The 20203-nt window shown below is 73.2% G+C and carries 18 protein-coding genes and 3 tRNA genes; 7 read left to right on the forward strand and 14 right to left on the reverse strand.

Annotation, left to right across the window (positions count from 1 at the left end; genetic code table 11):
* Positions 1-9 precede the first annotated feature (9 nt).
* Together ACIQWR_RS06610 and ACIQWR_RS06615 are read right to left on the reverse strand one after the other, a co-directional pair.
* The gene (locus tag ACIQWR_RS06610) at positions 10-1044 is read right to left on the reverse strand and encodes a nucleotidyl transferase AbiEii/AbiGii toxin family protein (RefSeq protein WP_404005536.1); all 1035 of its coding nucleotides are present in this window, start codon (positions 1042-1044) and stop codon (positions 10-12) included.
* Positions 1041-1691, reverse strand: coding sequence for a hypothetical protein (locus ACIQWR_RS06615; RefSeq protein ID WP_404005538.1), 651 nt, complete (start codon positions 1689-1691; stop codon positions 1041-1043). The genes ACIQWR_RS06610 and ACIQWR_RS06615 overlap by 4 nt, the downstream gene beginning before the upstream one ends.
* Positions 1692-1829: 138 nt before the next feature.
* Between ACIQWR_RS06615 and ACIQWR_RS06620 the strand changes: the two genes are divergently transcribed.
* Positions 1830-2927, forward strand: coding sequence for an RNA polymerase sigma factor (locus ACIQWR_RS06620; protein WP_404005780.1), 1098 nt, complete (start codon positions 1830-1832; stop codon positions 2925-2927).
* 131 nt (positions 2928-3058) lie between these two features.
* Here the strand turns inward: ACIQWR_RS06620 and ACIQWR_RS06625 are convergent, their stop codons facing one another.
* The 4 genes from ACIQWR_RS06625 to ACIQWR_RS06640 all read right to left on the reverse strand — a co-directional run bounded on the left by ACIQWR_RS06625 (position 3059) and on the right by ACIQWR_RS06640 (position 8952).
* Positions 3059-4990: an ABC transporter ATP-binding protein gene (locus ACIQWR_RS06625; RefSeq protein WP_404005539.1), complete on the reverse strand. Its 1932-nt coding sequence runs from the start codon at positions 4988-4990 to the stop codon at positions 3059-3061.
* Entirely contained in the window at positions 4987-6720 is a 1734-nt protein-coding gene (locus tag ACIQWR_RS06630) for an ABC transporter ATP-binding protein (RefSeq protein ID WP_404005540.1), read from the reverse strand. The genes ACIQWR_RS06625 and ACIQWR_RS06630 overlap by 4 nt, the downstream gene beginning before the upstream one ends.
* Positions 6721-7062: 342 nt before the next feature.
* Positions 7063-8535, reverse strand: a complete 1473-nt coding sequence (locus ACIQWR_RS06635; protein WP_404005541.1) for an FGGY family carbohydrate kinase — start codon at positions 8533-8535, stop codon at positions 7063-7065.
* Between the two features lie 117 nt (positions 8536-8652).
* Positions 8653-8952 (reverse strand): YtxH domain-containing protein, encoded by a 300-nt coding sequence (locus ACIQWR_RS06640; protein WP_404005542.1) that lies wholly within the window; start codon positions 8950-8952, stop codon positions 8653-8655.
* A 153-nt stretch (positions 8953-9105) separates the two neighbouring features.
* On the opposite strand from ACIQWR_RS06640, the gene ACIQWR_RS06645 reads away from it, so the two are divergent.
* The 3 genes from ACIQWR_RS06645 (at position 9106) to ACIQWR_RS06655 (ending at position 9512) form a co-directional block, all read left to right on the forward strand.
* Positions 9106-9178, forward strand: a tRNA-Asn gene (locus ACIQWR_RS06645).
* A gap of 5 nt (positions 9179-9183) precedes the next feature.
* Positions 9184-9256 (forward strand) — tRNA-Asn (locus tag ACIQWR_RS06650).
* A gap of 182 nt (positions 9257-9438) precedes the next feature.
* Positions 9439-9512: transfer RNA gene (locus ACIQWR_RS06655), tRNA-Ile, on the forward strand.
* 85 nt (positions 9513-9597) lie between these two features.
* Here ACIQWR_RS06655 and ACIQWR_RS06660 read toward each other — a convergent pair.
* Positions 9598-10044 carry a CBS domain-containing protein gene (locus tag ACIQWR_RS06660; protein ID WP_404005544.1) on the reverse strand — a complete coding sequence of 149 codons (447 nt, stop codon included), beginning with the start codon at positions 10042-10044 and terminating at the stop codon, positions 9598-9600.
* 100 nt (positions 10045-10144) lie between these two features.
* A complete protein-coding gene (locus ACIQWR_RS06665) occupies positions 10145-11311 on the reverse strand; it encodes a glutamate--cysteine ligase (protein ID WP_404005545.1) in 1167 nt (388 codons plus the stop codon).
* Between the two features lie 257 nt (positions 11312-11568).
* Here ACIQWR_RS06665 and ACIQWR_RS06670 point away from each other — a divergent pair, with 257 nt between their 5' ends.
* A complete protein-coding gene (locus tag ACIQWR_RS06670; RefSeq protein ID WP_404005547.1) occupies positions 11569-12879 on the forward strand; it encodes an MFS transporter in 1311 nt (436 codons plus the stop codon).
* A gap of 13 nt (positions 12880-12892) precedes the next feature.
* Here ACIQWR_RS06670 and ACIQWR_RS06675 read toward each other — a convergent pair whose 3' ends face one another.
* Entirely contained in the window at positions 12893-13339 is a 447-nt protein-coding gene (locus ACIQWR_RS06675; RefSeq protein WP_404005548.1) for a cupin domain-containing protein, read from the reverse strand.
* Between ACIQWR_RS06675 and ACIQWR_RS06680 the strand changes: the two genes are divergently transcribed.
* Positions 13338-14225, forward strand: a complete 888-nt coding sequence (locus tag ACIQWR_RS06680; RefSeq protein WP_404005550.1) for a helix-turn-helix domain-containing protein — start codon at positions 13338-13340, stop codon at positions 14223-14225. The two genes, ACIQWR_RS06675 and ACIQWR_RS06680, sit on opposite strands and share 2 nt — an antisense overlap.
* 19 nt (positions 14226-14244) lie before the next feature.
* Here the strand turns inward: ACIQWR_RS06680 and ACIQWR_RS06685 are convergent, their stop codons facing one another.
* The 3 genes from ACIQWR_RS06685 to ACIQWR_RS06695 form a co-directional block, all read right to left on the reverse strand.
* On the reverse strand, positions 14245-14601 hold the full coding sequence (locus ACIQWR_RS06685) for a hypothetical protein (RefSeq protein WP_404005551.1): 357 nt from the start codon (positions 14599-14601) through the stop codon (positions 14245-14247).
* 78 nt (positions 14602-14679) lie between these two features.
* Entirely contained in the window at positions 14680-16020 is a 1341-nt protein-coding gene (locus tag ACIQWR_RS06690) for a carboxyl transferase domain-containing protein (RefSeq protein ID WP_404005553.1), read from the reverse strand.
* 38 nt (positions 16021-16058) lie between these two features.
* The gene (locus ACIQWR_RS06695) at positions 16059-16733 is read right to left on the reverse strand and encodes a LysE family transporter (RefSeq protein WP_404005555.1); all 675 of its coding nucleotides are present in this window, start codon (positions 16731-16733) and stop codon (positions 16059-16061) included.
* Positions 16734-16802: 69 nt separating this feature from the next.
* Here ACIQWR_RS06695 and ACIQWR_RS06700 point away from each other — a divergent pair, with 69 nt between their 5' ends.
* Positions 16803-17240, forward strand: a complete 438-nt coding sequence (locus ACIQWR_RS06700; protein WP_404005556.1) for an Lrp/AsnC family transcriptional regulator — start codon at positions 16803-16805, stop codon at positions 17238-17240.
* Between the two features lie 44 nt (positions 17241-17284).
* On the opposite strand, the gene ACIQWR_RS06705 is transcribed toward ACIQWR_RS06700, so the two are convergent.
* Both ACIQWR_RS06705 and ACIQWR_RS06710 read right to left on the reverse strand, forming a co-directional pair.
* Complete coding sequence (locus tag ACIQWR_RS06705) at positions 17285-18955, reverse strand: GAF domain-containing protein (protein WP_404005558.1); 1671 nt, start codon at positions 18953-18955, stop codon at positions 17285-17287.
* Between the two features lie 5 nt (positions 18956-18960).
* Entirely contained in the window at positions 18961-19998 is a 1038-nt protein-coding gene (locus tag ACIQWR_RS06710) for a rod shape-determining protein (RefSeq protein ID WP_354381889.1), read from the reverse strand.
* Positions 19999-20203 lie beyond the last annotated feature (205 nt).

A 20203-nucleotide genomic window follows, 5' to 3' on the forward strand; every position in this document is an offset into this window, starting at 1 on the left:
CAGGCCGCCCTAGGCCGCGCCCTCCGCGAACACCGGCGCCAGGAGGGCGAGCAGGCGCCGGGCGTGCCCCTCCGCGGTGGCGTCGGGTCCGGCGGTGAGCGCGGGGTACTCCTTGCGGAACTCGGCCCAGTCCGCCTCGGCGAGGCCCGCGAAGGCCTCCGGGTCGACGGGCAGCAGGACGCCCCCGGCCCCCTCCCACTCCCCGGACCGGCGGAAGACGTCCTCCAGCAGCGCGTGCGGCAGCGAGCAGTGCTCGGCCAGCAGCGTCGCGTCGTAGAGGTCCTTGCCCTGCGGGTACAAGTCGCAGGCCAGCCACATCAGCTTCCAGGCCAGCGAGAGTTCCTTCGTGGCCCCGAGCAGCCGCACCCCGGCGACCCGTACCGGTTCGGGCACGACCGGCAGCGCCTCGTTGAAGACGAAGTCCAACTGGACCTGCCCGCCGGGCAGGCCGGGTGCGGACCAGGGCAGCACCAGACGGCGGCCCGGGACGCGTTCGTAGGTCCAGATGTACTCCGAGACGGCGTCGCGCGCCGCGAACACCAGCGCGCCGCCCGCTTCCCGCGCCAACTCCTCGGCCGCCGCCGCGACGGCGTCGAGCATCCGGTCCGTCCGCTCCTCCTCGATCCGCCAGTCCGCCGGTACGACGACGAAGTCGAGGTCGTGCGGCTCCCGCGCGGCCGGGCCGAACCACTGCTTCATCAGCATGCTGCCGCGCAGGACGAGCGAGTCCGACCAGCCGCTGGCGCCGACGGCCCGCAGCGCGATGTCCATCGCGCCGCGCCGGGCCCGCTGCCAGGCCTCGTGCACCGCGGGGTCGGAGATCTCCGGGTCGAGCGGGCGGAAGGCGCTCGCGAAGTGCTTGAGGGCCGGGTCGAAGCCCAGGCCGCTCCCGCCGGCGGGAGCGTCGGCGTCGGCGTCGGTGTCGGAGCGGCCCGTCGCCAGGGTCCGGGGGTAGCTGTCCGCCCGGCGCCGCCCCTCCGACTCCGGCTCCGCCGGGTCGTCCGGCCCGCTGCGGATCGACGGCTTCCACTCGGTACCGCTCATCGTGCGTCCCCCTCCTCGTGCCCCGGGGCCTCCGGGCTCGCCGGCCTCTCCGGGATCTCCTCGATCCAACCGTCGTCCACCGACAGGTCGCTGTCGTACAGCACGAACTCCCGCTCCTGCGCGCGGATCTCGTACCCCGCCCCGCCCAGTTCCGCGGCCAGCGCGGCGCAGGCCGCCGCGGCCGCCCGCCGCGATCCGCGCCACCGCTGGGTCACGAACCGCTCGTGGTGCTCCCCGCCGGTCAGCAACTGCCGTGCGTTCCACGACAGGTGGGCCCCGTGCGGGGCGACCAGCGCCTCCAGGGCCGGCCGGTCGAAGCCGGTCGGCAGGCGCAGCTTGAGGTGGTGCTCGAAGTACCCGCCCCCCGGACCCGGGAGGTCCGTGGTCCAGGGCACCGTCTCCACCTTCACCCGCACCGGGTCGAAGCCGGCCGCCCGCAGCTCGGGCAGCAGGCTCCGGTGGCCCGTGCGGTCGGGCAGGGTCAGCATCGGCTGCGACACCATCCGGCCCCGTGCCAGGACGATGTGGGTCACCTTCAACCGCCGCTCGCCGGACCACGCTTCGAGGCGGGCCAGGGTCGTCGGATCCGGGCAGCGCACCGTCACGTGGGTCTCGTACGAGGACATGGTGTCGATCATCTCGGACATGCGTCCGATCCGCATCGGGGTTCTCGTCGGGGGGTAACCATCCGGTCACGCACCGGACTCAGAAAGTGTCCGCACGCCCCTCGTGGCAGCGATGTGTCGTACCCCACACTGAGTTGCGGTGCCTGAGTCCTCGGAGCCCTGGAGGTCGCCCCCGTGCAGACCCAGACCCTGTCCGTGACCGAACCCGCAGCGGCGCCGGAAGCCGCAGGCGCCGCGGAAGAGCCCGAGCCCGAGGTCGAGGCCGTGGACGAAGAGCCCGAGGCGCCGGAGCTGATCGAGCTGGTGCCGACGCAGCGCAGGCGCAACGACAGCAGCGCTGGGAGCGGGCCGTCCGCCGACCTGTTCCGGCAGTACCTGCGCGAGATAGGCAGGATCCAACTGCTCACGGCGGAGGAGGAGGTCGAACTCGCCCGGGCCGTGGAGGCGGGGCTGTTCGCCGAGGAGAAGCTGGGCACCGCGACCGGCCTGGACACCCGCCTCGTCCTGGACCTCGACAAGCTGGTCGTCATGGGCCGGATGGCCAAGCGCCGCCTGATCGAGGCCAACCTGCGGCTGGTCGTCTCCGTCGCGAAGCGGTACGTGGGCCGCGGGCTCACCATGCTCGACCTCGTGCAGGAGGGGAACCTCGGGCTCATCCGGGCCGTTGAGAAGTTCGACTACGCCCGCGGGTACAAGTTCTCCACCTACGCTACCTGGTGGATCCGGCAGGCCATGTCCCGCGCACTGGCCGACCAGGCCCGCACCATCCGCGTGCCCGTCCATGTGGTGGAGCTGATCAACCGGGTCGTCCGCGTGCAGCGCCGCATGCTGCAGGAGCGCGGGTACGAGCCCACGGCCGAAGAGGTCGCCGCCCACCTGGAGCTGACGCCCGAGCGGGTCCTGGAGGTGCTGCGGCTCGCCCAGGAGCCGGTCTCGCTGCACGCCCCCGTGGGCGAGGAGGACGACGTCGCCCTCGGCGACCTGATCGAGGACGGGGACGCCGCCTCGCCCGTGGAGTCCGCCGCGTTCTTCCTGCTGCGCGAGCACCTGGAGGCCGTGCTCTCCACCCTCGGCGAGCGCGAGCGGAAGGTGGTGCAGCTGCGGTACGGGCTCGCCGACGGCCGCCCCCGGACCCTGGAGGAGATCGGGCGGATCTTCGGCGTGACCCGCGAGCGGATCCGCCAGATCGAGTCCAAGACCCTCAACAAGCTGCGCGACCACGCCTTCGCCGACCAACTGCGCGGCTACCTGGACTGACGCGGCGACGCCCGGGGCGGCCGCGGCGTCGCCCGGGACGGCGCCGAAGAGGGCGCCCGGGACGGCCGAAGGGGGCGTCCCGAAGGACGCCCCCTGGCCCACCACACCCCGCGCCGGACCGGCGCGCCGGGTCAGTCGACCTCGGCCACCGCCTGCGCGAACTGCGCCGCGTACAGGCGCGCGTACGCACCCTCCGCCGCCAGCAGTTCCTCGTGGGTGCCCTGCTCCACGATCGTGCCGTTCTCCATCACGAGGATCACGTCCGCGTCGCGGATCGTCGACAGCCGGTGCGCGATCACGAAGGACGTACGACCGGCGGCCAGCCGGGCCATCGCCTTCTGGATCAGCACCTCCGTACGCGTGTCGACCGAGCTGGTCGCCTCGTCCAGCACCAGGATCACCGGATCGGACAGGAACGCCCGCGCGATCGTGATCAGCTGCTTCTCGCCCGCGCTGACGCCCGCGCCCTCGTCGTCCAGCACGGTGTCGTAGCCGTCCGGCAGGGTGCGGATGAAGCGGTCCGCGTGCGCGGCGCGCGCGGCCTCCTCGATCTCCGCGCGCGTCACCGTGCGCTCCGAGGAGGCGCCGTACGCGATGTTCTCGGCGATGGTGCCGCCGAAGAGCCAGGTGTCCTGGAGCACCATGCCGATGCCCGAGCGCAGCTGCTCGCGGCTCATCTTCGCGATGTCCACCCCGTCGAGGGCGATCCGGCCGCCCGTGACCTCGTAGAACCGCATCAGCAGGTTGACCAGCGTGGTCTTGCCCGCGCCCGTGGGGCCGACGATCGCGACCGTGTGGCCGGGCTCGACGGACAGCGACAGGTTCTCGATGAGCGGCTTGTCCGGGTCGTAGCGGAAGGAGACCTTCTCCAGCGAGACCGCCCCGCGGACCTCCTCCGGAAGGTCCTGGACCACCGAGTCGGCCTCCTGCTCCTCGGCGTCGAGCAGCTCGTAGACCCGCTCCGCCGAGGCCACGCCCGACTGCACCAGGTTCGCCATCGACGCGAGCTGCGTCAGCGGCATCGAGAACTGGCGCGAGTACTGGATGAAGGCCTGCACGTCACCGATCGACAGGGTGCCCGAAGCGACCCGGAGCCCGCCGACGACCGCGACCAGCACGTAGTTGATGTTCGAGACGAAGAACATCACGGGCTGCATGATCCCGCTGACGAACTGCGCCTTGAAGGAGGCCCGGTACAGCGCCTCGTTCTGCTCGGCGAAGGTGGCCGCGGACTCCTGCTGGCGCCCGAAGACCTTCACCAGCGTGTGCCCCGAGTACATCTCCTCGATGTGCGCGTTGAGCGTGCCGGTGACCTTCCACTGCGCCACGAACTGCGGCTGCGACTTCTTGCCGATCTTCGCCGCGATGAAGATCGCCATCGGCACCGTCACCAGCGCGACCAGCGCCAGCAGCGGCGATATCCAGAACATCATCGCCAGCACGCCGACGATCGTCAGCAGCGAGTTCAGCAGCTGCCCCATCGTCTGCTGGAGCGTCTGACCGATGTTGTCGATGTCGTTCGTGGCCCGGCTGAGCACCTCGCCGCGCTTCTGCTGGTCGAAGTAGGCCAGCGGCAGCCGCGAGAGCTTGCCCTGGAGCTCCTCGCGCATCCGGAACAAGGTGCCGTTCATCACGTGGTTCGCCAGCCGGGTCGCGACCAGCATCAGCAGGCCGGCCGCCGTGAAGGCGGCCAGCGCCCAGAGCGCGACCGTGCCGACGCCGCCGAAGTCGATGCCCTGACCCGGCGTGAAGTCGGTCCCGGACAGCATGTCGGCCATGCCGCCCTCACCCTTGGCGCGCAGCCCCTCCAGGGCCTGCTCCTTGGTGATGCCGCGCGGCATGTTCCGGCCCACGAGCCCGGCGAACACCAGGTCGGTGGCCTTGCCGAGGATCTTCGGGCCGACCACCGAGCAGGCGACGCTGCCGATGACCGCGACGACCATGCCCCACAGCGGGGCCCGGTCCTTCGTCAGCTGCGCCAGCAGCCGCTTGCCGGAATTCTTGAAGTCCAGGGACCGCGTCGTCGGCGGTCCCATCATCATCCGTCCACCGGGCCCGCTCATGCGGCCTCCGCCTCCGTCAGCTGGGAGAGCACGATCTCCCGGTAGGTCTCATTGCCGGCCATCAGTTCGTGGTGGCGCCCCTCGCCCACCACCCGGCCCTCGTCCAGCACGATGATCCGGTCCGCGTCGCGGATCGTGGACACGCGCTGGGCGACGATGACGACGGTCGCGTCCTCGGTCTCGCGGGCGAGCGCCGCGCGCAGCGCCGCGTCCGTCGCGTAGTCCAGGGCCGAGAAGGAGTCGTCGAAGAGGTAGATCTCGGGGCGCTGCACCAGCGTGCGGGCGATCGCCAACCGCTGGCGCTGACCGCCGGAGACGTTCGTTCCGCCCTGGGTGATGGGAGCCTCCAGGCCGCCCTCCAGCTCGGACACGAACCCCTTGGCCTGGGCCACTTCCAGGGCCTGCCACAGCTCCTCGTCGCTCGCCCCGGGGCGCCCGTAGCGCAGGTTGGAGGCGACGGTTCCGGAGAAGAGGTACGGCTTCTGCGGCACCATGCCGACCGTCTTGGCCAGCAGCGCCGGATCGAGGCGCCGGACGTCCTCGCCGTCGACCAGCACCTCGCCGCCCGTCACGTCGAAGAGCCGCGGTACGAGCCCCAGCAGCGTGGACTTGCCGCTGCCCGTGGACCCGATGACCGCGGTCGTCTCGCCGGGCCGCGCCACGAGGTCCACCCCGCGCAGCACGGACGCCTCGGCGCCCGGGTAGCGGAAGTCGGCCCCGCGCAGCTCCAGCTGCCCGTGCCGGGCCAGTTCGCGCACCGGATCGGTGGGCGGCGTCACGCTGGTCTCGGTGTCCAGGACCTCCTGGACGCGCTCCGCGCAGACCTCGGCGCGCGGCACCATCATGAACATGAAGGTGGCCATCATCACGGACATGACGATCTGCATCAGGTAGGCGAGGAAGGCGGTCAGCTGACCGATCTCCATCCCGCCGCTGTCGATGCGCATCGCACCGAACCAGATCACGGCGACGCTGGAGATGTTCACGACGAGGATGACCGTCGGGAACATCAGCGCGAGCAGCTTGCCGGACGCCAGGGAGACCGCGGTCAGGTCGGCGTTGGCCTGCCGGAAGCGGTCCTTCTCGTAGTCGTCGCGGACGAAGGCGCGGATCACGCGGTTGCCGGTGATCTGCTCGCGCAGCACCCGGTTCACGGTGTCCAGCCGCGTCTGCATGAGGCGGAAGAGCGGACGCGTCTTCCAGACGATCGCGCCCACCGCGATGCCGAGTACCGGCACGACCGCAGCCAGCACGCTCGACAGCTTCAGGTCCAGGGACAGGGCCATCCCGATGCCGCCGACGCACATGATCGGCGCCGAGACCATCAGGGTGAAGGACATCAGGACCAGCATCTGGATCTGCTGGACGTCATTGGTCGTACGGGTGATCAGCGAGGGCGCACCGAAGTGGCCCAGCTCCCGTGCGGAGAAGCTCTGTACCCGGTCGAAGACCGCGCCGCGGATGTCACGGCCGACGGCGGCCGCGGTGCGGGCACCGAAGTACACCGCGCCGACGTTGCACACCAGCTGCACGAGCGACACACCGAGCATCAGTGCGCCGAAGGACAGGATGTAGCCGGTGTCACCGTTGACGACACCGTTGTCGATGATGTCCGCGTTGAGCGTGGGGAGGTACAGGCTGGCGCTGGTCTGCAGCAGCTGGAGCAGGACCAACAAGGCGATGGGTTTCCGGTACGGACCCAAATAGGTCCGCAGAAGTCGTATGAGCACGCGCAGGCTCCGGTCGGCAAGATCGAGGGGGTTCACTCCATCTTCGGCCAACCGGGGACGTGATCCCCACCCTTTTTCGCAAAGCCGGGTCAAAAGGAGTACGCCGGGACCGCCGGTCCTAGGGCGTGTTTCGAAAGTCCCGCCTGGCTCGCGACGCCTGGTACCGCACCTCGCGGCGTTGTCGGAACGCCCGATTACGTCCAGTAGCCGGGCATTCCTCCGCCTTGCGATGCACGGCACCAGACGCCGCGAGCCGCGCCCTTCGGGCGCCCGGCGCCACTTTCGAAACACGCCCTAGGGCCTGTCTCCCGCCCTACGAGCCCCACGCGGCCCGCGCCGCCCTCAGGCCTTGAAGGCTCCGGGGTGGATCTGCTCGCGCGTCGCGACGTACTGCTGGCGCACGGCCTGCCACACCGCGAGGTCCTCGCCCGGTTCGAAGACCTGCCCCGCGGGGGCGGGCCACACCGGCGGGGTGTGCGGGGCCAGCGTGCCCTGCGCCACACCGAGCGCCCACGCCGCCTGGCGCGCCGCACCCAGCGCCGCGTAGTCCGCGGGCTGCGGTACGACGATCTGCGTGCCGAACAGTCCCGGCGCGGCCGCCTGCACCGCGGGCAGCTCGGCCGCGGCGCCCAGCAGGAAGACCCGACGGATCTCCACGCCCCGGGTGCGCAGCACGTCGAGGGCGTCCACCAGCCCGCACAGCATGCCCTCGAAGGCCGCCCGCGCCAGGTGTTCCGGCTTCATCGAGTCGCGCCGCAGCCCCGACAGGGTCCCGGCGGCGTGCGGCAGGTTCGGGGTCCGCTCGCCCTCCAGGTACGGCAGGAGCACGAGGCCGTGCGCGCCCGGCGTCGACTTCAGGGCCAGCTCGGACAGCTCTTCCAGGTCGGTGCCCAGCATCTCGGCGGTGCCGCGCAGGGCCCGTACCGCGTTGGAGGTGTTCACCACCGGCAGGTGCATTCCGGCGGCGTCGGCGAGCGAGGTGATCAGGCCGTTCGGCTCCGACAGCGCCTCGTGGTGCACGGCCATCACGGAACCGGACGCGCCCAGGGAGACCACCGCGTCGCCCGGGCCGAGCCCGAGGCCGAGGGCCGCGGCCATGGTCTCGCCCGTACCGGCGGAGATCAGCAGGCCCTCCGGGGTGGTGCCCGCGGCGTCGGACGGACCGAGCACCTCGGGCAGCATCGCCCGGTGACCGAGCGCCAGCTCGACGAGGTCGGGGCGGTAGGAACCGGTGGCCGTCGACCACCAGCCGGTGCCGGAGGCGCCGCCGCGGTCGGTGGTGCGCCGCGCCGGGCGGCCCAGCAGCTGCCAGACGAGCCAGTCGTGCGGGGACATCAGGAGCGCCACGCGCCGCGCCGCCTCGGGCTCGGCGCGTGCCAGCCAGGCCAGTTTGGCGATCGGCTGCGCGGAGTGCGGGACGGATCCGACGGCTTCCGCCCAGACCCGACGCCCGCCGTGGCCCTCGGTGGCGAGTGCCTCGATGAGGTCGGCGGCGGCGACCTGGCCGCGCTTGTCGTTGCCGACGAGGGCCGGACGTACGAGCGCCCCCTGGTTGTCCAGCGCGAGCAGCCCGTGCTGCTGCGCGGAGACGCCGATGGCCTGCACCCCTTCGAGCAGCCCGCCGCCCGCGGCTTCGCCGAGCGAGAGCAGCCAGGCCTGGGGGTCGGTCTCGTGGGGATTCGCGCCGTCGGGTTCGGACCCGCCGTGCTGCGGATGGGGTGCGTACCCCTGGCGCAGCACGGCGCCCGTGTCCGTGTCGCAGACGACGATGCGAGTGAAGGTGGAAGAGCTGTCCAGCCCGGCGACTATCCCCATGGGGTGAATTCTGCCGCACCGCCGGACGGTCGTGTCCGCCGCGGTCCGGTGGGCCCCACTCCGCTTCGGCCGCGGCCGCCAGCTGTCGCCGTGAGGTGTCGCTGTCAGGTGGGGCCGTCAGGTGTTGCTGGTGCCCCACTCGTCGTCGGCGCCGGAGCCCCGGCCGCGCAGCCCCCGCACCCGGCCGACCAGCGCGTCGGGCACGGCGTCCCCTACCTTGTCGCTCACCGCGGCGAACGCCTTGCCCGCGAACTGCCGCCCGCTCTGCCCGGCGGTCTCGGCCGCGTTGCGCACGGCGGGGTTCTGGGCGAGCTCCCGCGCCGACTTCTTGAGCTGTTCGTAGCGCTCGCGCCCGGCCCGGGTGCCCAGCACGTAGCCGAGGGCCAGCCCCGCGACGAACGTGACCTTGTACCGCATGTCTGCCGCCCTTCGAAGTGTCGGTGCCCGGCCCGCCCGGCCCTGCGCGATACCGATTGGCGGAGCACCCCCCTGCTTGCGCTAATCTATGTCTCGCAACGAACGAGCGCCCCTCGGCACCACCGATGGTCGGCTGTTTGGCGCACGCAGCAATCCCCTGTAGCTCAATTGGCAGAGCAGCCGACTGTTAATCGGCAGGTTACTGGTTCGAGTCCAGTCGGGGGAGCGCGATCCCCTGTAGCTCAATTGGCAGAGCAGCCGACTGTTAATCGGCAGGTTACTGGTTCGAGTCCAGTCGGGGGAGCGGTGAAGAGGAGGACCCCGATGGGGTCCTCTTCTTTTTTGTCCCGCTCGGGAACCGGGCAGCCCTCGGTACGGTCTCTCTGAGCAGGCGAAGCCGATCATGCGAGGCATCCGAGGCAGGAGATCGTATGAGCGGCTATGCTGCGGCAGACGGCGCGTACAAATGTGCGCGACGCGCCGTGAGGGGCGGTAGCTCAGCCGGTTAGAGCAGCGGACTCATAATCCGTCGGCCGTGGGTTCGAGTCCCACCCGCCCCACTGCGAGCCGCAGGTGAAGAAACGATCTCACCTGCGGCTTTGTCGTTTCTGGTGTTCTCCTGCGGTCGTCCTTCGGCGGGCTGTGTCAGGTCGGTTCTGCGGGGGTGGGCCATGGGCTTGGCTGGGCTGCTGAGATGGAGGCGAGGGGGGAGCCCGGGTCGCGTTCGATCTCCAGGTCGCCCAGGGCGACGATGCCGACTAGGTCGCCGGACGGGGTTCGCACCGGTAGGCGTCGCAGGGCGTGGCGGCGCATGAGGTCGAGGGCCTGGTCCACGCCGTCGTCGGGGGCCACGGTGACCGGGTCGGTGGTGCAGACGGCCCGGACCGTCGTTTCCGTGGGGTCCCGGCCCTCCGCCAGGGCGCGGACCACGATGTCGCGGTCCGTGAGGATGCCGTGCAGCCGTCCTTCCGCGACGACGAGCACGTCCCCGATGCCCGCGTCCCGCATCACGCGCGCGGCCTCGGCCAAGGAGGTCAGCTGCTCGACGGTCACCGGATTCCCGGTCATCACCTCGTGCACTCGGCGGATCATGGGTCCTCCCGCTGGCCGGAAGCCGCACCTGTACGCGGCGCCTACCCGCCCTCGCACCGGGTAAGCGTCACGGCCGCCGCGGCCCCCGATCGGCTGCTGGTCAGAAGTCCTCCGTCTCGTCGGCCAGCTGGCGCAGTACGTCGTCCAGGTTCTCACGGCGGGCGAAGGCGACGCGCTGGCGCTGGGCGCCCGAGCCGTCGCGCAGGAGTCCGGCCAGGGCCTTGGCCGCGTGGTCGAGGTCTCCCGCGGCCGCCAGTTCCGGGGCGATCAGGTCGAGCATCGCCTCCGCCAGGTCGGCCGCCGGCACCTCCGCCCCGCTGTAGGGGTCCAGGCCGAAGCCCTCCAGCCCGTCGTGGGCCGCGCGCCAGCGCGCGAGGCGCAGTACGTCCTCCCGCACGACCGGGTCGGGACGGCCCTCGGCCAGCTCGCGCAGGGCGGTGGCGACCAGGGCGCGGGCCAGCTCGGCCTGGAGGACGGCGCCGTCGACGTCCGGGGACATGTCGGGGGCCCGGATCTCCAACGTCGGCCAGTTCCCCGAGGGGCGCAGGTCCCAATAGACCATCTTGGTGTCGAGGGCCGCCCCGGAGCCGAGCAGCGACTGGACCGAGCGCCGGTAGTGCGCGGTCGAGCTGAAGTGCGGGGGCAGTCCGGCCGAGGGCCAGGTGGACCAGGCCATCGCGCGCCAGCTGGCGTGCCCGGTGTCCCGGCCGTCCCAGAAGGGCGAGTTGGCCGCCAGCGCGATCAGCGTGGGCAGCCAGGGCCGGACCCGGTTGGCCACCGCCACCGCCGTGTCCACGTCCAGCGTGCCGACGTGGATGTGGCGACCGCAGCTGACCAGGGTCTGGGTGAGCGAGCCGTAGCGACGGGCCTGTTCGCGCTGGCGCGGCTCGTCGTCGCTCAGGTGCAGCGGCCCCGACGCGGCCATGACGGGCGAGGGGCTGGCCAGCAACCGGCAGCCGTTCGCGCGGGCGGCCTTCGCGAGGCTGCGCCGCAGCGCGGTGAGGTCCTCGCGCAGCCCGGTGGCCGAGTCGGCGATCGGCGAGGAGATCTCCACCTGGTAGCGGGTGCCCTCGGCGTGCAGGTGGGTCGGATCACCGGCAGCCGTCGCGAGGACCAGAGGGGCGGTCGGGGCCAGTCGGAACGTGCGGGCGTCCACGAGGAGGAACTCCTCCTCGACGCCGACCGTCAGGGGGACCGTCGCGGTGCGCCCCAGCACCCCGGGGCCGCGGACGATGTTGCTCGGTGTGCTCTTGCCAGGTTCGATCACTGCGCCTCCCTGGACATTCGAGTCGTTTCATCATGAGCTGAACGACAGGGGGTGAGCGCACGTCGATTCGGTCAAATGTCCGGTGATAGTGGCGAGTTAGCGGCCGGAGGGCGGGTCCTACGGGGGCCCGGAGCCCGCTGGTGACGAAGGGGAGGGAGGGGCACCCCGCAGGGCGCCCCGGCGGGGCGGGAGCGCGGGCCGCGTCCACGGGCCGGAATTCGATCGAGCGCCACGGGGGCGGGCGGTTAGCATCCGATGTGACCCGTACGACCCCACGGACCCAGTCCGAAGACGCGGCCCCCGACGGCCCTGGCCCCGCCCCCGCCGCGGGCCCGAAGCGGCGCATATTCGCCGACCTCACGCCCCTGCGGACCTCCCCCGACTACCGGCGGCTGTGGGCCGGCAACACCGTTTCCTGGATGGGCCAGGCGATGACCGCCCTGGCGATCTCGCTCCAGGTCTACGACATCACCCGCTCCAGCTTCTACGTCGGGCTCGTCGGGCTCTTCTCGCTGGTCCCGCTCGTGGTCTTCGGCCTCTACGGCGGCGCCGTCGCGGACACCGTCGACCGGCGCAAGCTGGGCCTCTACAGCTCCTCGGGCGCCGCCGTCCTGTCGGTGGCGCTGGCCACCGCGGCGCTGCTCGACTACCACCGGGTCTGGTTCCTCTACCTGGTGGTCGCGCTCCAGGCGGTCTGCGGGGCGCTCACCTCGCCCGCCCGATCCGCGATGATCCCCAAGCTGGTGCCGCCGGAGCAACTGCCCGCCGCGAACGCGCTGACCTCCCTGACCACCACCTTCGGCTTCACTGCGGGCCCCATGCTCGGCGGCCTGATCGTCGGCTGGTGGGGGTACCAGGCGGCGTACCTGATCGACGCCGTCGCCTTCTCCGCCGCGCTCTACGCGATGTGGCGGCTGCCCGCCATGCGCCCCGAGCGGACGGACGACGGCCGGGGGCGCGCCTCCGTCATGGACGGGCTGCGCTTCCTCGGTACCCGCCCCAACATCCGGATGACCTTCTTCTCCGACCTGTGCGCGATGGTGCTGGCCCAGCCCAAGGCGCTCTTCCCGGCCATCGCCCTGCTCTGGTACGGCGGCGACGCCAAGACCGTCGGCCTGCTGGTCGCCGCGCCCGCGATCGGCTCGCTGCTCGGCGGGCTCCTCTCCGGCTGGCAGGGCCGGATCCGGCGGCACGGTCTGGCCATCCTGCTCTCCGTGGGCGCCTGGGGCCTGGCCATCGCCGTCTTCGGGCTCACCCGGAACCTCTGGCTGGGCCTGCTCTTCCTCGGCCTCGCGGGCTGGGCCGACACCATCTCGATGGTGTTCCGCACGACGATGCTCCAGGCCGCCACCCCCGACGACATGCGCGGCCGCCTCCAGGGCGTCTTCATCGTCGTCGTCGCGGGCGGCCCGCGTCTCGGCGACTTCCTGGCCGGCTCCGTCGCCCAGCTCACCTCGCCGGGGGTCGCGATCACCGCCGGCGGGCTCGCGTGCGTGCTCGGGCTCGTCCTGCTGGGGCTGCGCTGGCGCGGCTTCGCCCGTTACGACGCCCGCTCGCCGCAGCCCTGAGCGGGACGGCCCGTCAGGCCGGGACCGGTTCGCGGGTGCGGTCGCCGCCCGCGCCACCGGTGTTGACCGTGGCCGTCGGCTCGAAGAGCAGGACCGAGACCTCTTCCTCGGCCACCGGGCAGTGCTCCGTCCCGCGCGGTACGACGAAGAGCTCGCCGGGACCGAGCACGACCGAGCTCTCGCCCGTGCCCGCCCCGTCCGCGTCCCGCAGCAGGATGGTCAGGGTCCCGCTCACCACGAGGAACAGCTCGTCGGTGTCCTCGTGGGAGTGCCAGACGAACGAACCGAGCAGCTTGGCCGCCCGGACGTCGTAGTCGTTGACGCGGGCGATCCGCCGGGGCGCCCAGTGGTCGTCGAACCCGGCCAGCTTCGCCGCCACATCGACCTTCGAGACCATCGAGACCTCCGCCACCTCCGCCACCTGCGAGACCGTCTGCTCCGAACTGCCGTGTGTCGTCATGGGGGAAGCCTGCCCGGGCCCCGCGGGAGCCGTCTTGTACGTTGTTGACGTGAGCGTCCACGCGTGGCATCCACCGGTCCCCGGCATCGCCGAGGTGTTCCACGCCCGGTTCACCGCACACGCGTACCCCGCCCACGTCCACGACACATGGACACTGATGGTCCTCGACGGCGGGCGGGTCGACTTCGCCCTGGAACGCGAACGGCACGGGGTCGGGGTGCCCCGGGCCGGGGCGTCGGACATGGTGATCCTGCTTCCGCCCGGGGTCGCGCACGACGGGCGGACCGTCACCGAGGCGGGCTTCCGCAAGCGGGTGCTCTACCTCGACGCCGACGTCCTGGCCCCCGCGCTGACCGGAGCCGCCGTCGGGTCCCCGCTGCTGCGGGACGCGGTGCTGCGGGAGCGGGTGCACGGGCTGCACCTGCTGCTGGGGGAGGCGGCCGCCGCGCCCGAGGGCCCCACGGCCGAGCGGCTGGAGGCGGAGTCCCGGCTCGCCTTCATCGCCCAGCGGCTGCGGGAGCGGCTGACCGGGCGGCAGCAGGCGCCGTACGGGCCCCCGGGCGCGGGGCTCGGCGTGCGGTTGCGCGAGCTCCTGGACGCGCGCCTGGTCGAGGGGATCACCCTGGCGGAGGCGACCGCGGTGCTGGGGCACGTACACCCCACGCACCTGATCCGGGTCTTCCGGCAGGCGTACGGGCTGCCCCCGCACGCCTACCTGACCGGGCGGCGGATCGAGGCCGCGCGGCGGCTGCTGCTCGCGGGGATGGCGCCGGCCGAGGTGGCGGGGGCGGCGGGCTTCTACGATCAGGCCCACCTGACCCGCCACTTCCGGCGGCACGTGGGGACCACCCCGGCGCGCTTCGCCCGTTCCGGCCGCGCCGGCTGACCCGGCGCCGCCGCGCGGGTCAGGCGAGCCGGAGGGCGCCGCGGCGGTGTCGGGCCGGCTGGACGTCCGGGTCGCCCGCCCCGGCCGTGCGCACCGCGGCGCGCAGGGCCGTACGCAGCCGGGCGCGGGCGCGCCGTTCGTCCTGGGCGGCCCAACGGGCCACCGAGGGGTCGCGCAGCAGCCGCGGCAGTCGGCGGGTGGCGGACCGGTGGCGGCCGTGCGCGGGCCGGACGCGGCGGCCCGCCCGCTCGGCCTCGGCGCGCAGCCGGGCGCTGAAGCGCAGGTCGTAGAGGGTGACGGTGAAGGTGAGGGGGGCCGGGCCGTCCTGGCAGAGGGCGGCGCCGAGGGACCTGCGGTGGTGTGCGGTGCGTGCCATGGGGGCTCCCGGGTCAGCGCCGCCGGGCGGTTCTCGGCGGTACCTACCGGAAGCCGCGCGGTCCGCGGCCGGGGCGCGTCACGGCTTCGGGGTGACGATGCCGCGCGCCACCCCCAGGTCCACCAGGTCCTGCGGGCGCAGGCGCAGCTGGTCCGCGGTGGCCGGGGCCCGCTCCGCGGGCCGCTTGAGGATGGCCGCCGCCAGCTCCGGCGCGATGACGGAGAAGTAACTGTCCGGGGTGACCCAGGTGTTGCCGGGCGCGGCCAGCGCCAGTGCCCCGCCCGAACCGCCCTCGCCGATCAGCAGGGTGGTCACCGGCACCGTGGCCGCCGCCAGCGCGGCGAAGGCGTCGGCGATGGCCGCGCCCGCCCCGGCGTGTTCGGCCGCCGCGTCGTTGGCGGCGCCCGGGGTGTCGATCAGGGTCAGCACCGGCACTCCGAGCCGGTCCGCGAGGCGGATGACGCGGGCGGCCGTCCGGTACCCGGCCGGGCGGGTCGCGGTGCCGCACTGGGCGGCGTACGCGACGGCCCGGCCGGCGCGCAGCCCGAAACCGCACAGCATCCCCGGGTCGGTGCCGCCCGCCCGGTCCCCGGAGAGGGGCAGCCGCAGGTCGAAGTGGGCGTCCAGGTAGGCGGGGGCGTGCGGCCGCCGCGGATGACGGGCCTGGCGCACGGCTTCCCAGCCGGTCGCCGGAGGCGGTACGTCCGCCAGCGCGGCCGGCGGATCGACGGGCCCGGGGTGCGGCGAGCCGAGCAGGCGCAGCCAGTCGCCGACGGTCCGGGCGAGTTCCCCGGCCGGCACGACGGCGTCCACGTGCCCGGCGGCGTACTGGGCCTCGGCGGTGTAGGCCGCCGGATCCGCGTCCGCCGGGCGCACCCGGGACCCGGCGAACCCGACCTGCGCTCCGGGCAGGGCCAGCACGACGTCCGCGCCGGCGCCGAGGGTGGCCCAGCCGCCGCCGGTCGTCGGGTCGCGCAGCACGGCGATCTGCGCCAGCCCGGCGGCCCGGTTGAGGACGGACTGGCGCGCCACGCGCTGGAGTTGGGTCAGTGCCAGCATGCCCTCCTGCATCCGGGAGCCGCCGGTGGCGATCAGGGAGAGGAGGGGGAGGCGGTGGGCCCGGGCGTGGGCGTAGGCGGCTTCGAGGCGGTCGCCGGTGCGCTCGCCGAGGGAGCCGCCGAGGAAGCCGAACTCGAAGGAGATCAGGGCGGTTTCGCGCCCGCCGACGCGGGCGGTACCGGTGACGACGGACTCCCGCTCGCCGGTGCGGGCGGCCGCGCGGGCCCGGGAGTCGTCGTAACCGTCCCAGCCGAGCGGTCCGTCCGGGCGGGACTCCCGCTCGGGGACCGGGAGTTCGGTGAAGCTGCCGGGGTCGGCGACGGAGTCGATGGCGGCGCGGGCCGAGAGGCGGGTCGTCACGGCGCCAGCGTACTGGGTGGTCGGACGGTCGGGCGGGGTCAGGGGAGGGGCAGGGCGATCTTGACCGCGTAGAGGACGATCAGGCCGTAGCCGAGCCGGAAGGTCCAGGTGCGGGCGGCGTCGGAGATCCTGCTCCCGGCGAAGGAGCCCACGGCGGCGAGCAGTTGCTGCCACAGGAGGGAGGCGAGGAGCACGCCCCCGACGAAGGCGGCTCCGGCGGGGCCGGTGCCGATGCGGGCGCCCTGGGCGGTGGTGAGGGCGGCGAAGTAGAGGGCGGTGGTGGGGTTCACGGCGGTGAGGCCGACGTACCGGGTGAAGGCCCTGCGCGCGGTGGTGGTGGCCGTTGCGGTGGCCGTGGCCACGGGGGTGGCCGCGGCGCCGGGAGCGGGTGCTCCGGTTCCGGCGGGGCCGGGGGGAGCGGGGGAGCGGTGGTGGCGCCGGAGGCCGTGGGCGGCGATCGTCAGGAGGATCGCGGCGGACAGCAGGCGGACCCAGGCCTCGACGGGGGCCAGGGACGCCGCGACCCAGGGGCCGACCGCCGTGGCCAGGGCGGCGTACGCGAAGTCGACCACGGCGATTCCCGCGGCCCCGGCGACCGCCGCGCGGCGGGAGCGCATCGCCTCCTGGAGCAGGAGCACGCTCATGGCGCCCATCGGCATCGCGACGCCCAGTCCGGCGGCCGCGCCGGCGAGGGCGGGGTTCATCAGGTCCATGGGCCGAGCGTCGGGCGGCCGGGGTGCGGGACGGCGGTGGATATCGGCCGCGGCTGCGACAATCGCGGTATGGACCGCCTCGACAGGGAGATCCTCGGCATCCTGCAACAGGATGCGCGGATCTCGTACCGCGACCTCGGCGTCCGCGTCGGGCTCAGCGCCAACGCCGCCGCCGACCGGGTGCGCCGGATGCGCCGTGACGGGGTGATCCTCGCCTTCACCACCGTCGTGGACCCGGCCGCCGACACCCGCGGCGGTCTCGTCGTCTTCATCGACGTCACGCTGCGGCCCGACACCACCAACGAGGAGTTCGAGCAGCGGGTGACCCGACTGCCCGGGATCACCGAGGTGGTGCACGTGACGGGCGAGCACGACTACCTCGTCCGCGCCAGGGCCGCCGACCCGGCAGCCCTGGACACCCTGCTGCGCCGGCTCAAACGGGAGGCCGGGGTGGCCCAGTCCAGCACCCGCATCGCCCTGCGCGCCGCCAGCCGGCCACAGGGCTAGGGGGTGTCTGGCGGATCAGGGCCGGTCACAGCACCAGGAACGCGCTACAGCGCCGACCGCCAGGTCACTTCCGTGCCGCGGGCGCCCGGGTCCGTGATGCCGTCGTCCGAGACCGTGAGGGTGACCCGGCCGGGGCCGGCGGCGGACTCCGCCTCCGCCGTCACGGCGACCTCGATCGAGGTGACCTCGCTGCGCCGGTGCGCCGCCGCCAGCGCTCCGCGCAGGGCCGCCAGCAGGGAGCCCGCCACCGGATCCGGGAGCAGCGCGTCCACCGCCCCGGTGAAGTGCACCGACGGTTGGAAGCCGAAGAGGACCGCCGCGCCCCCGGTCTCGCGCAGCACCCGGCCCCGGAAGGTGGTCGGTGCGTCGGTGGGCGGCTGCTGGAGGGCGAAGATGGCGGTCCGCACCTCCTGGATGGTGGAGTCCAGCTCGTCCACCGCCCGGCCCAGCTCCTCGCCGACCGTGTCCCCGGAGGGCGCGGTGGAGGAGCGGCGCCGCGTGCTCTCCAGCATCATCTCCGTCGCGAACAGCCGCTGGACCACCAGGTCGTGCAGGTCCCGGGCGATCCGGTCGCGGTCCTCGTAGACGGCCAGCTGCTCGCGGTCGTACTGGGCGTCCGCGAGGACGAGCGCCAGCGCGGCCTGGGAGGCGAACTGCGAGGCCAGCAGCCGGTCCACGGCGTCGTACGGCTTCCCGCCCCGGTGCCGGGGGAGCGCCAGCGTGCCGATCAGCTGCCCGCCGCTCTGCAGCGGGAGCATCATGCTCGGTCCGAACCGCACCCGGACGTGCGTGGTCATCCGGGGGTCGGTCGCCGAATCGTCTATGAAGACGGGCTCGCCGCCGAGCAGCTGTTCCAGGACGGCCGAACCGGGCGCGATCGCCGTGCCGACCAGGTCCCCGGGATCGCCCTCGGTGGAGGCGGCCACGATCTCCATGCCGCCCACCGCGGTGGGTTGGAGCACCACACCGGCCGCCGCGTCCGCGAGGATCCGGGCCCGCTCGGCCACGCACATGAGCGCGTCGGCGGCCGGGCGCCCCGCGAGCAGGGTGGTGGTCACGGCGGCCGCGCCCTCGATCCAGCGCTCCCGGCGGCGCGCGGTCTCGTACAGCCGGGCGTTGCCGATCGCTATGCCCGCCTGCGCGGCCAGGACCCGGACGAGCGCGAGGTCCGCCTCCGTGAAGGGTCCGCCGCCGCGCTTCTCGGTGAGGTAGAGGTTGCCGAAGACCTCGGTGTGCACCCGGATGGGCACGCCGAGGAAGGTGCGCATCGGCGGGTGGCCGGGCGGGAAGCCGGCCGCGCGCGGATCCTTGCCGAGGTCGGTGACCAGCAGCGGGCGCGGATCGCTGATGAGGGTGCCGAGCAGGCCCGAGCGGCCGTCCGGCAGCCGGGGGATCGCGTCCCGCTCCGCCTCGGTCATCCCCGCCGTGAACAGCTCGGTGAGCCGGACGTGCTCGGGGTCGACGACCCCGAGCGCTCCGTAGCGCGCCGTGCACAGCTCGGCCGCCGAGTCGACGATGTGCTGGAGGGTGGCGTGCAGCTCCAGGTCGGAGCCGACGCTGAGCACCGCCTCCAGCAGGACCGGGAGTCCCGCTTCCGGATCGCCCGGACCGCCTGGCCCGCCCTGATCGCCCGGACCGCCTTGATCGCCCGGCCCGCCCTGATCGACCGGACCACCCGGATCGCCCGACCGGTCCGCCCGGCTCGTCCGGCTCATTCGGCTCATTCGGCCAGGGGGTTGAGAACCATGGGGGTGATCTTCCCTTCGAGCATCGCGCCGAGACCGAGTACGGCGCACACGTCCGGCCGTTCCGCGATGTGCACGGGCATCCCGGTGGCGTCGCGCAGCATCTGGTCCAGGCCGGGCAGCAGGGCGCTGCCACCCACCATCATGATCCCCCGGTCCGTCAGGTCGGCGACCAGGTCGGGCGGGCAGTCCCGCAGCACCTTGCCGATGCCGTCCATGACGGCGGTCAGCGGGGTGTGGATGGCGTCGCGCACCGCGGCCGTGTCCACCTGCACGGAGCGCGCCAGCCCGGTCGCGACGTCGCGACCGTGGATCAGGGTGGAGGCGGGGCCGTCCTGGGTGATGCCGTTGCCGTGCAGGGCAAGCTGGAGCGGCCGGACCGCCTGGCTCGGCAGCATCAGCTCGTGCGCGTGGCGCAGGTGCTGGACGACGGCGTGGTCGATGGCGTCGCCGCCCACCGGAACCCGCTCGGCGGTGACGATCGAGCCGAGCGAGAGCACCGCGACCTGGGTGGCCGCGGCCCCGCACACCATGATCATCGTCGCGGTCGGCTGCTCCACGGGCAGGCCGCAGCCGACGGCCGCCGCGATCAGGGTGTCCACCAGCTCGACCCGTCGGGCGCCGAGTCCGACCAGGGTCTCCACGGTCGCCCGCTGGGCCAGCGGGTCCGCGTCGTGCGGGGTGCAGGCGGCGGCGCGCAGCCGGGGCTTGCGGCGCAGGGCGCGCCGCAGCTTCTCGCCGAGGAGGTGGCGCAGCATCCGCTGGGCCATCTCGATGTCGACGACGGTTCCGCCGGAGACGGGGCGGACCACCCGGATGTAGTCCGGTGTGCGCCCGGTCATCCGTTCGGCGAAGGTTCCCACGGCGATGAGGGCGCCGGTCCGCGTGTTCACGGCGGCGACACTGGGCTCGTCGACGACCAGGCCGGCGCCCTTGACGTAGACGCGGGTCCTGGCGGCCCCGAGGTCGACGGCGACGTGGCAGCGGCGCAGCTGCTCAAGACTGACGGTCACGACAGGTCCTCCCGAGAGCGCTGATGCAAGGGCCGATGAGTACCGGCCGTAATCAGTATCTTCTGGGGTAATTCGGACATATTGCCCGTTGTGCTGCTCCGGTCGGGGTGCGGTCAGGGGCGTTCCGGGGTGCGGGAGGGTGCTGCACGGGGGTGGTTTTCTGTACCGACAGGCGACACGATGCCCCCACATTCCGTGCTACCCG

The organism is Streptomyces sp. NPDC098789, assembly GCF_044759975.1.
In the GTDB taxonomy this organism is placed as follows: domain Bacteria; phylum Actinomycetota; class Actinomycetes; order Streptomycetales; family Streptomycetaceae; genus Streptomyces.

Bases quoted from the DNA above. Each gene is read 5' to 3' on its own strand.
- ACIQWR_RS06610 (WP_404005536.1), bottom strand. From the start codon at position 1,044: ATGAGCGGTACCGAGTGGAAGCCGTCGATCCGCAGCGGGCCGGACGAC.
- ACIQWR_RS06615 (WP_404005538.1), bottom strand. From the start codon at position 1,691: ATGTCCGAGATGATCGACACCATGTCCTCGTACGAGACCCACGTGACG.
- ACIQWR_RS06625 (WP_404005539.1), bottom strand. From the start codon at position 4,990: ATGAGCGGGCCCGGTGGACGGATGATGATGGGACCGCCGACGACGCGG.
- ACIQWR_RS06635 (WP_404005541.1), bottom strand. From the start codon at position 8,535: ATGGGGATAGTCGCCGGGCTGGACAGCTCTTCCACCTTCACTCGCATC.
- ACIQWR_RS06640 (WP_404005542.1), bottom strand. From the start codon at position 8,952: ATGCGGTACAAGGTCACGTTCGTCGCGGGGCTGGCCCTCGGCTACGTG.
- ACIQWR_RS06660 (WP_404005544.1), bottom strand. From the start codon at position 10,044: ATGATCCGCCGAGTGCACGAGGTGATGACCGGGAATCCGGTGACCGTC.
- ACIQWR_RS06680 (WP_404005550.1), top strand. From the start codon at position 13,338: ATGGGGGAAGCCTGCCCGGGCCCCGCGGGAGCCGTCTTGTACGTTGTT.
- ACIQWR_RS06675 (WP_404005548.1), bottom strand. From the start codon at position 13,339: ATGACGACACACGGCAGTTCGGAGCAGACGGTCTCGCAGGTGGCGGAG.
- ACIQWR_RS06685 (WP_404005551.1), bottom strand. From the start codon at position 14,601: ATGGCACGCACCGCACACCACCGCAGGTCCCTCGGCGCCGCCCTCTGC.
- ACIQWR_RS06695 (WP_404005555.1), bottom strand. From the start codon at position 16,733: ATGGACCTGATGAACCCCGCCCTCGCCGGCGCGGCCGCCGGACTGGGC.
- ACIQWR_RS06700 (WP_404005556.1), top strand. From the start codon at position 16,803: ATGGACCGCCTCGACAGGGAGATCCTCGGCATCCTGCAACAGGATGCG.
- ACIQWR_RS06705 (WP_404005558.1), bottom strand. From the start codon at position 18,955: ATGAGCCGGACGAGCCGGGCGGACCGGTCGGGCGATCCGGGTGGTCCG.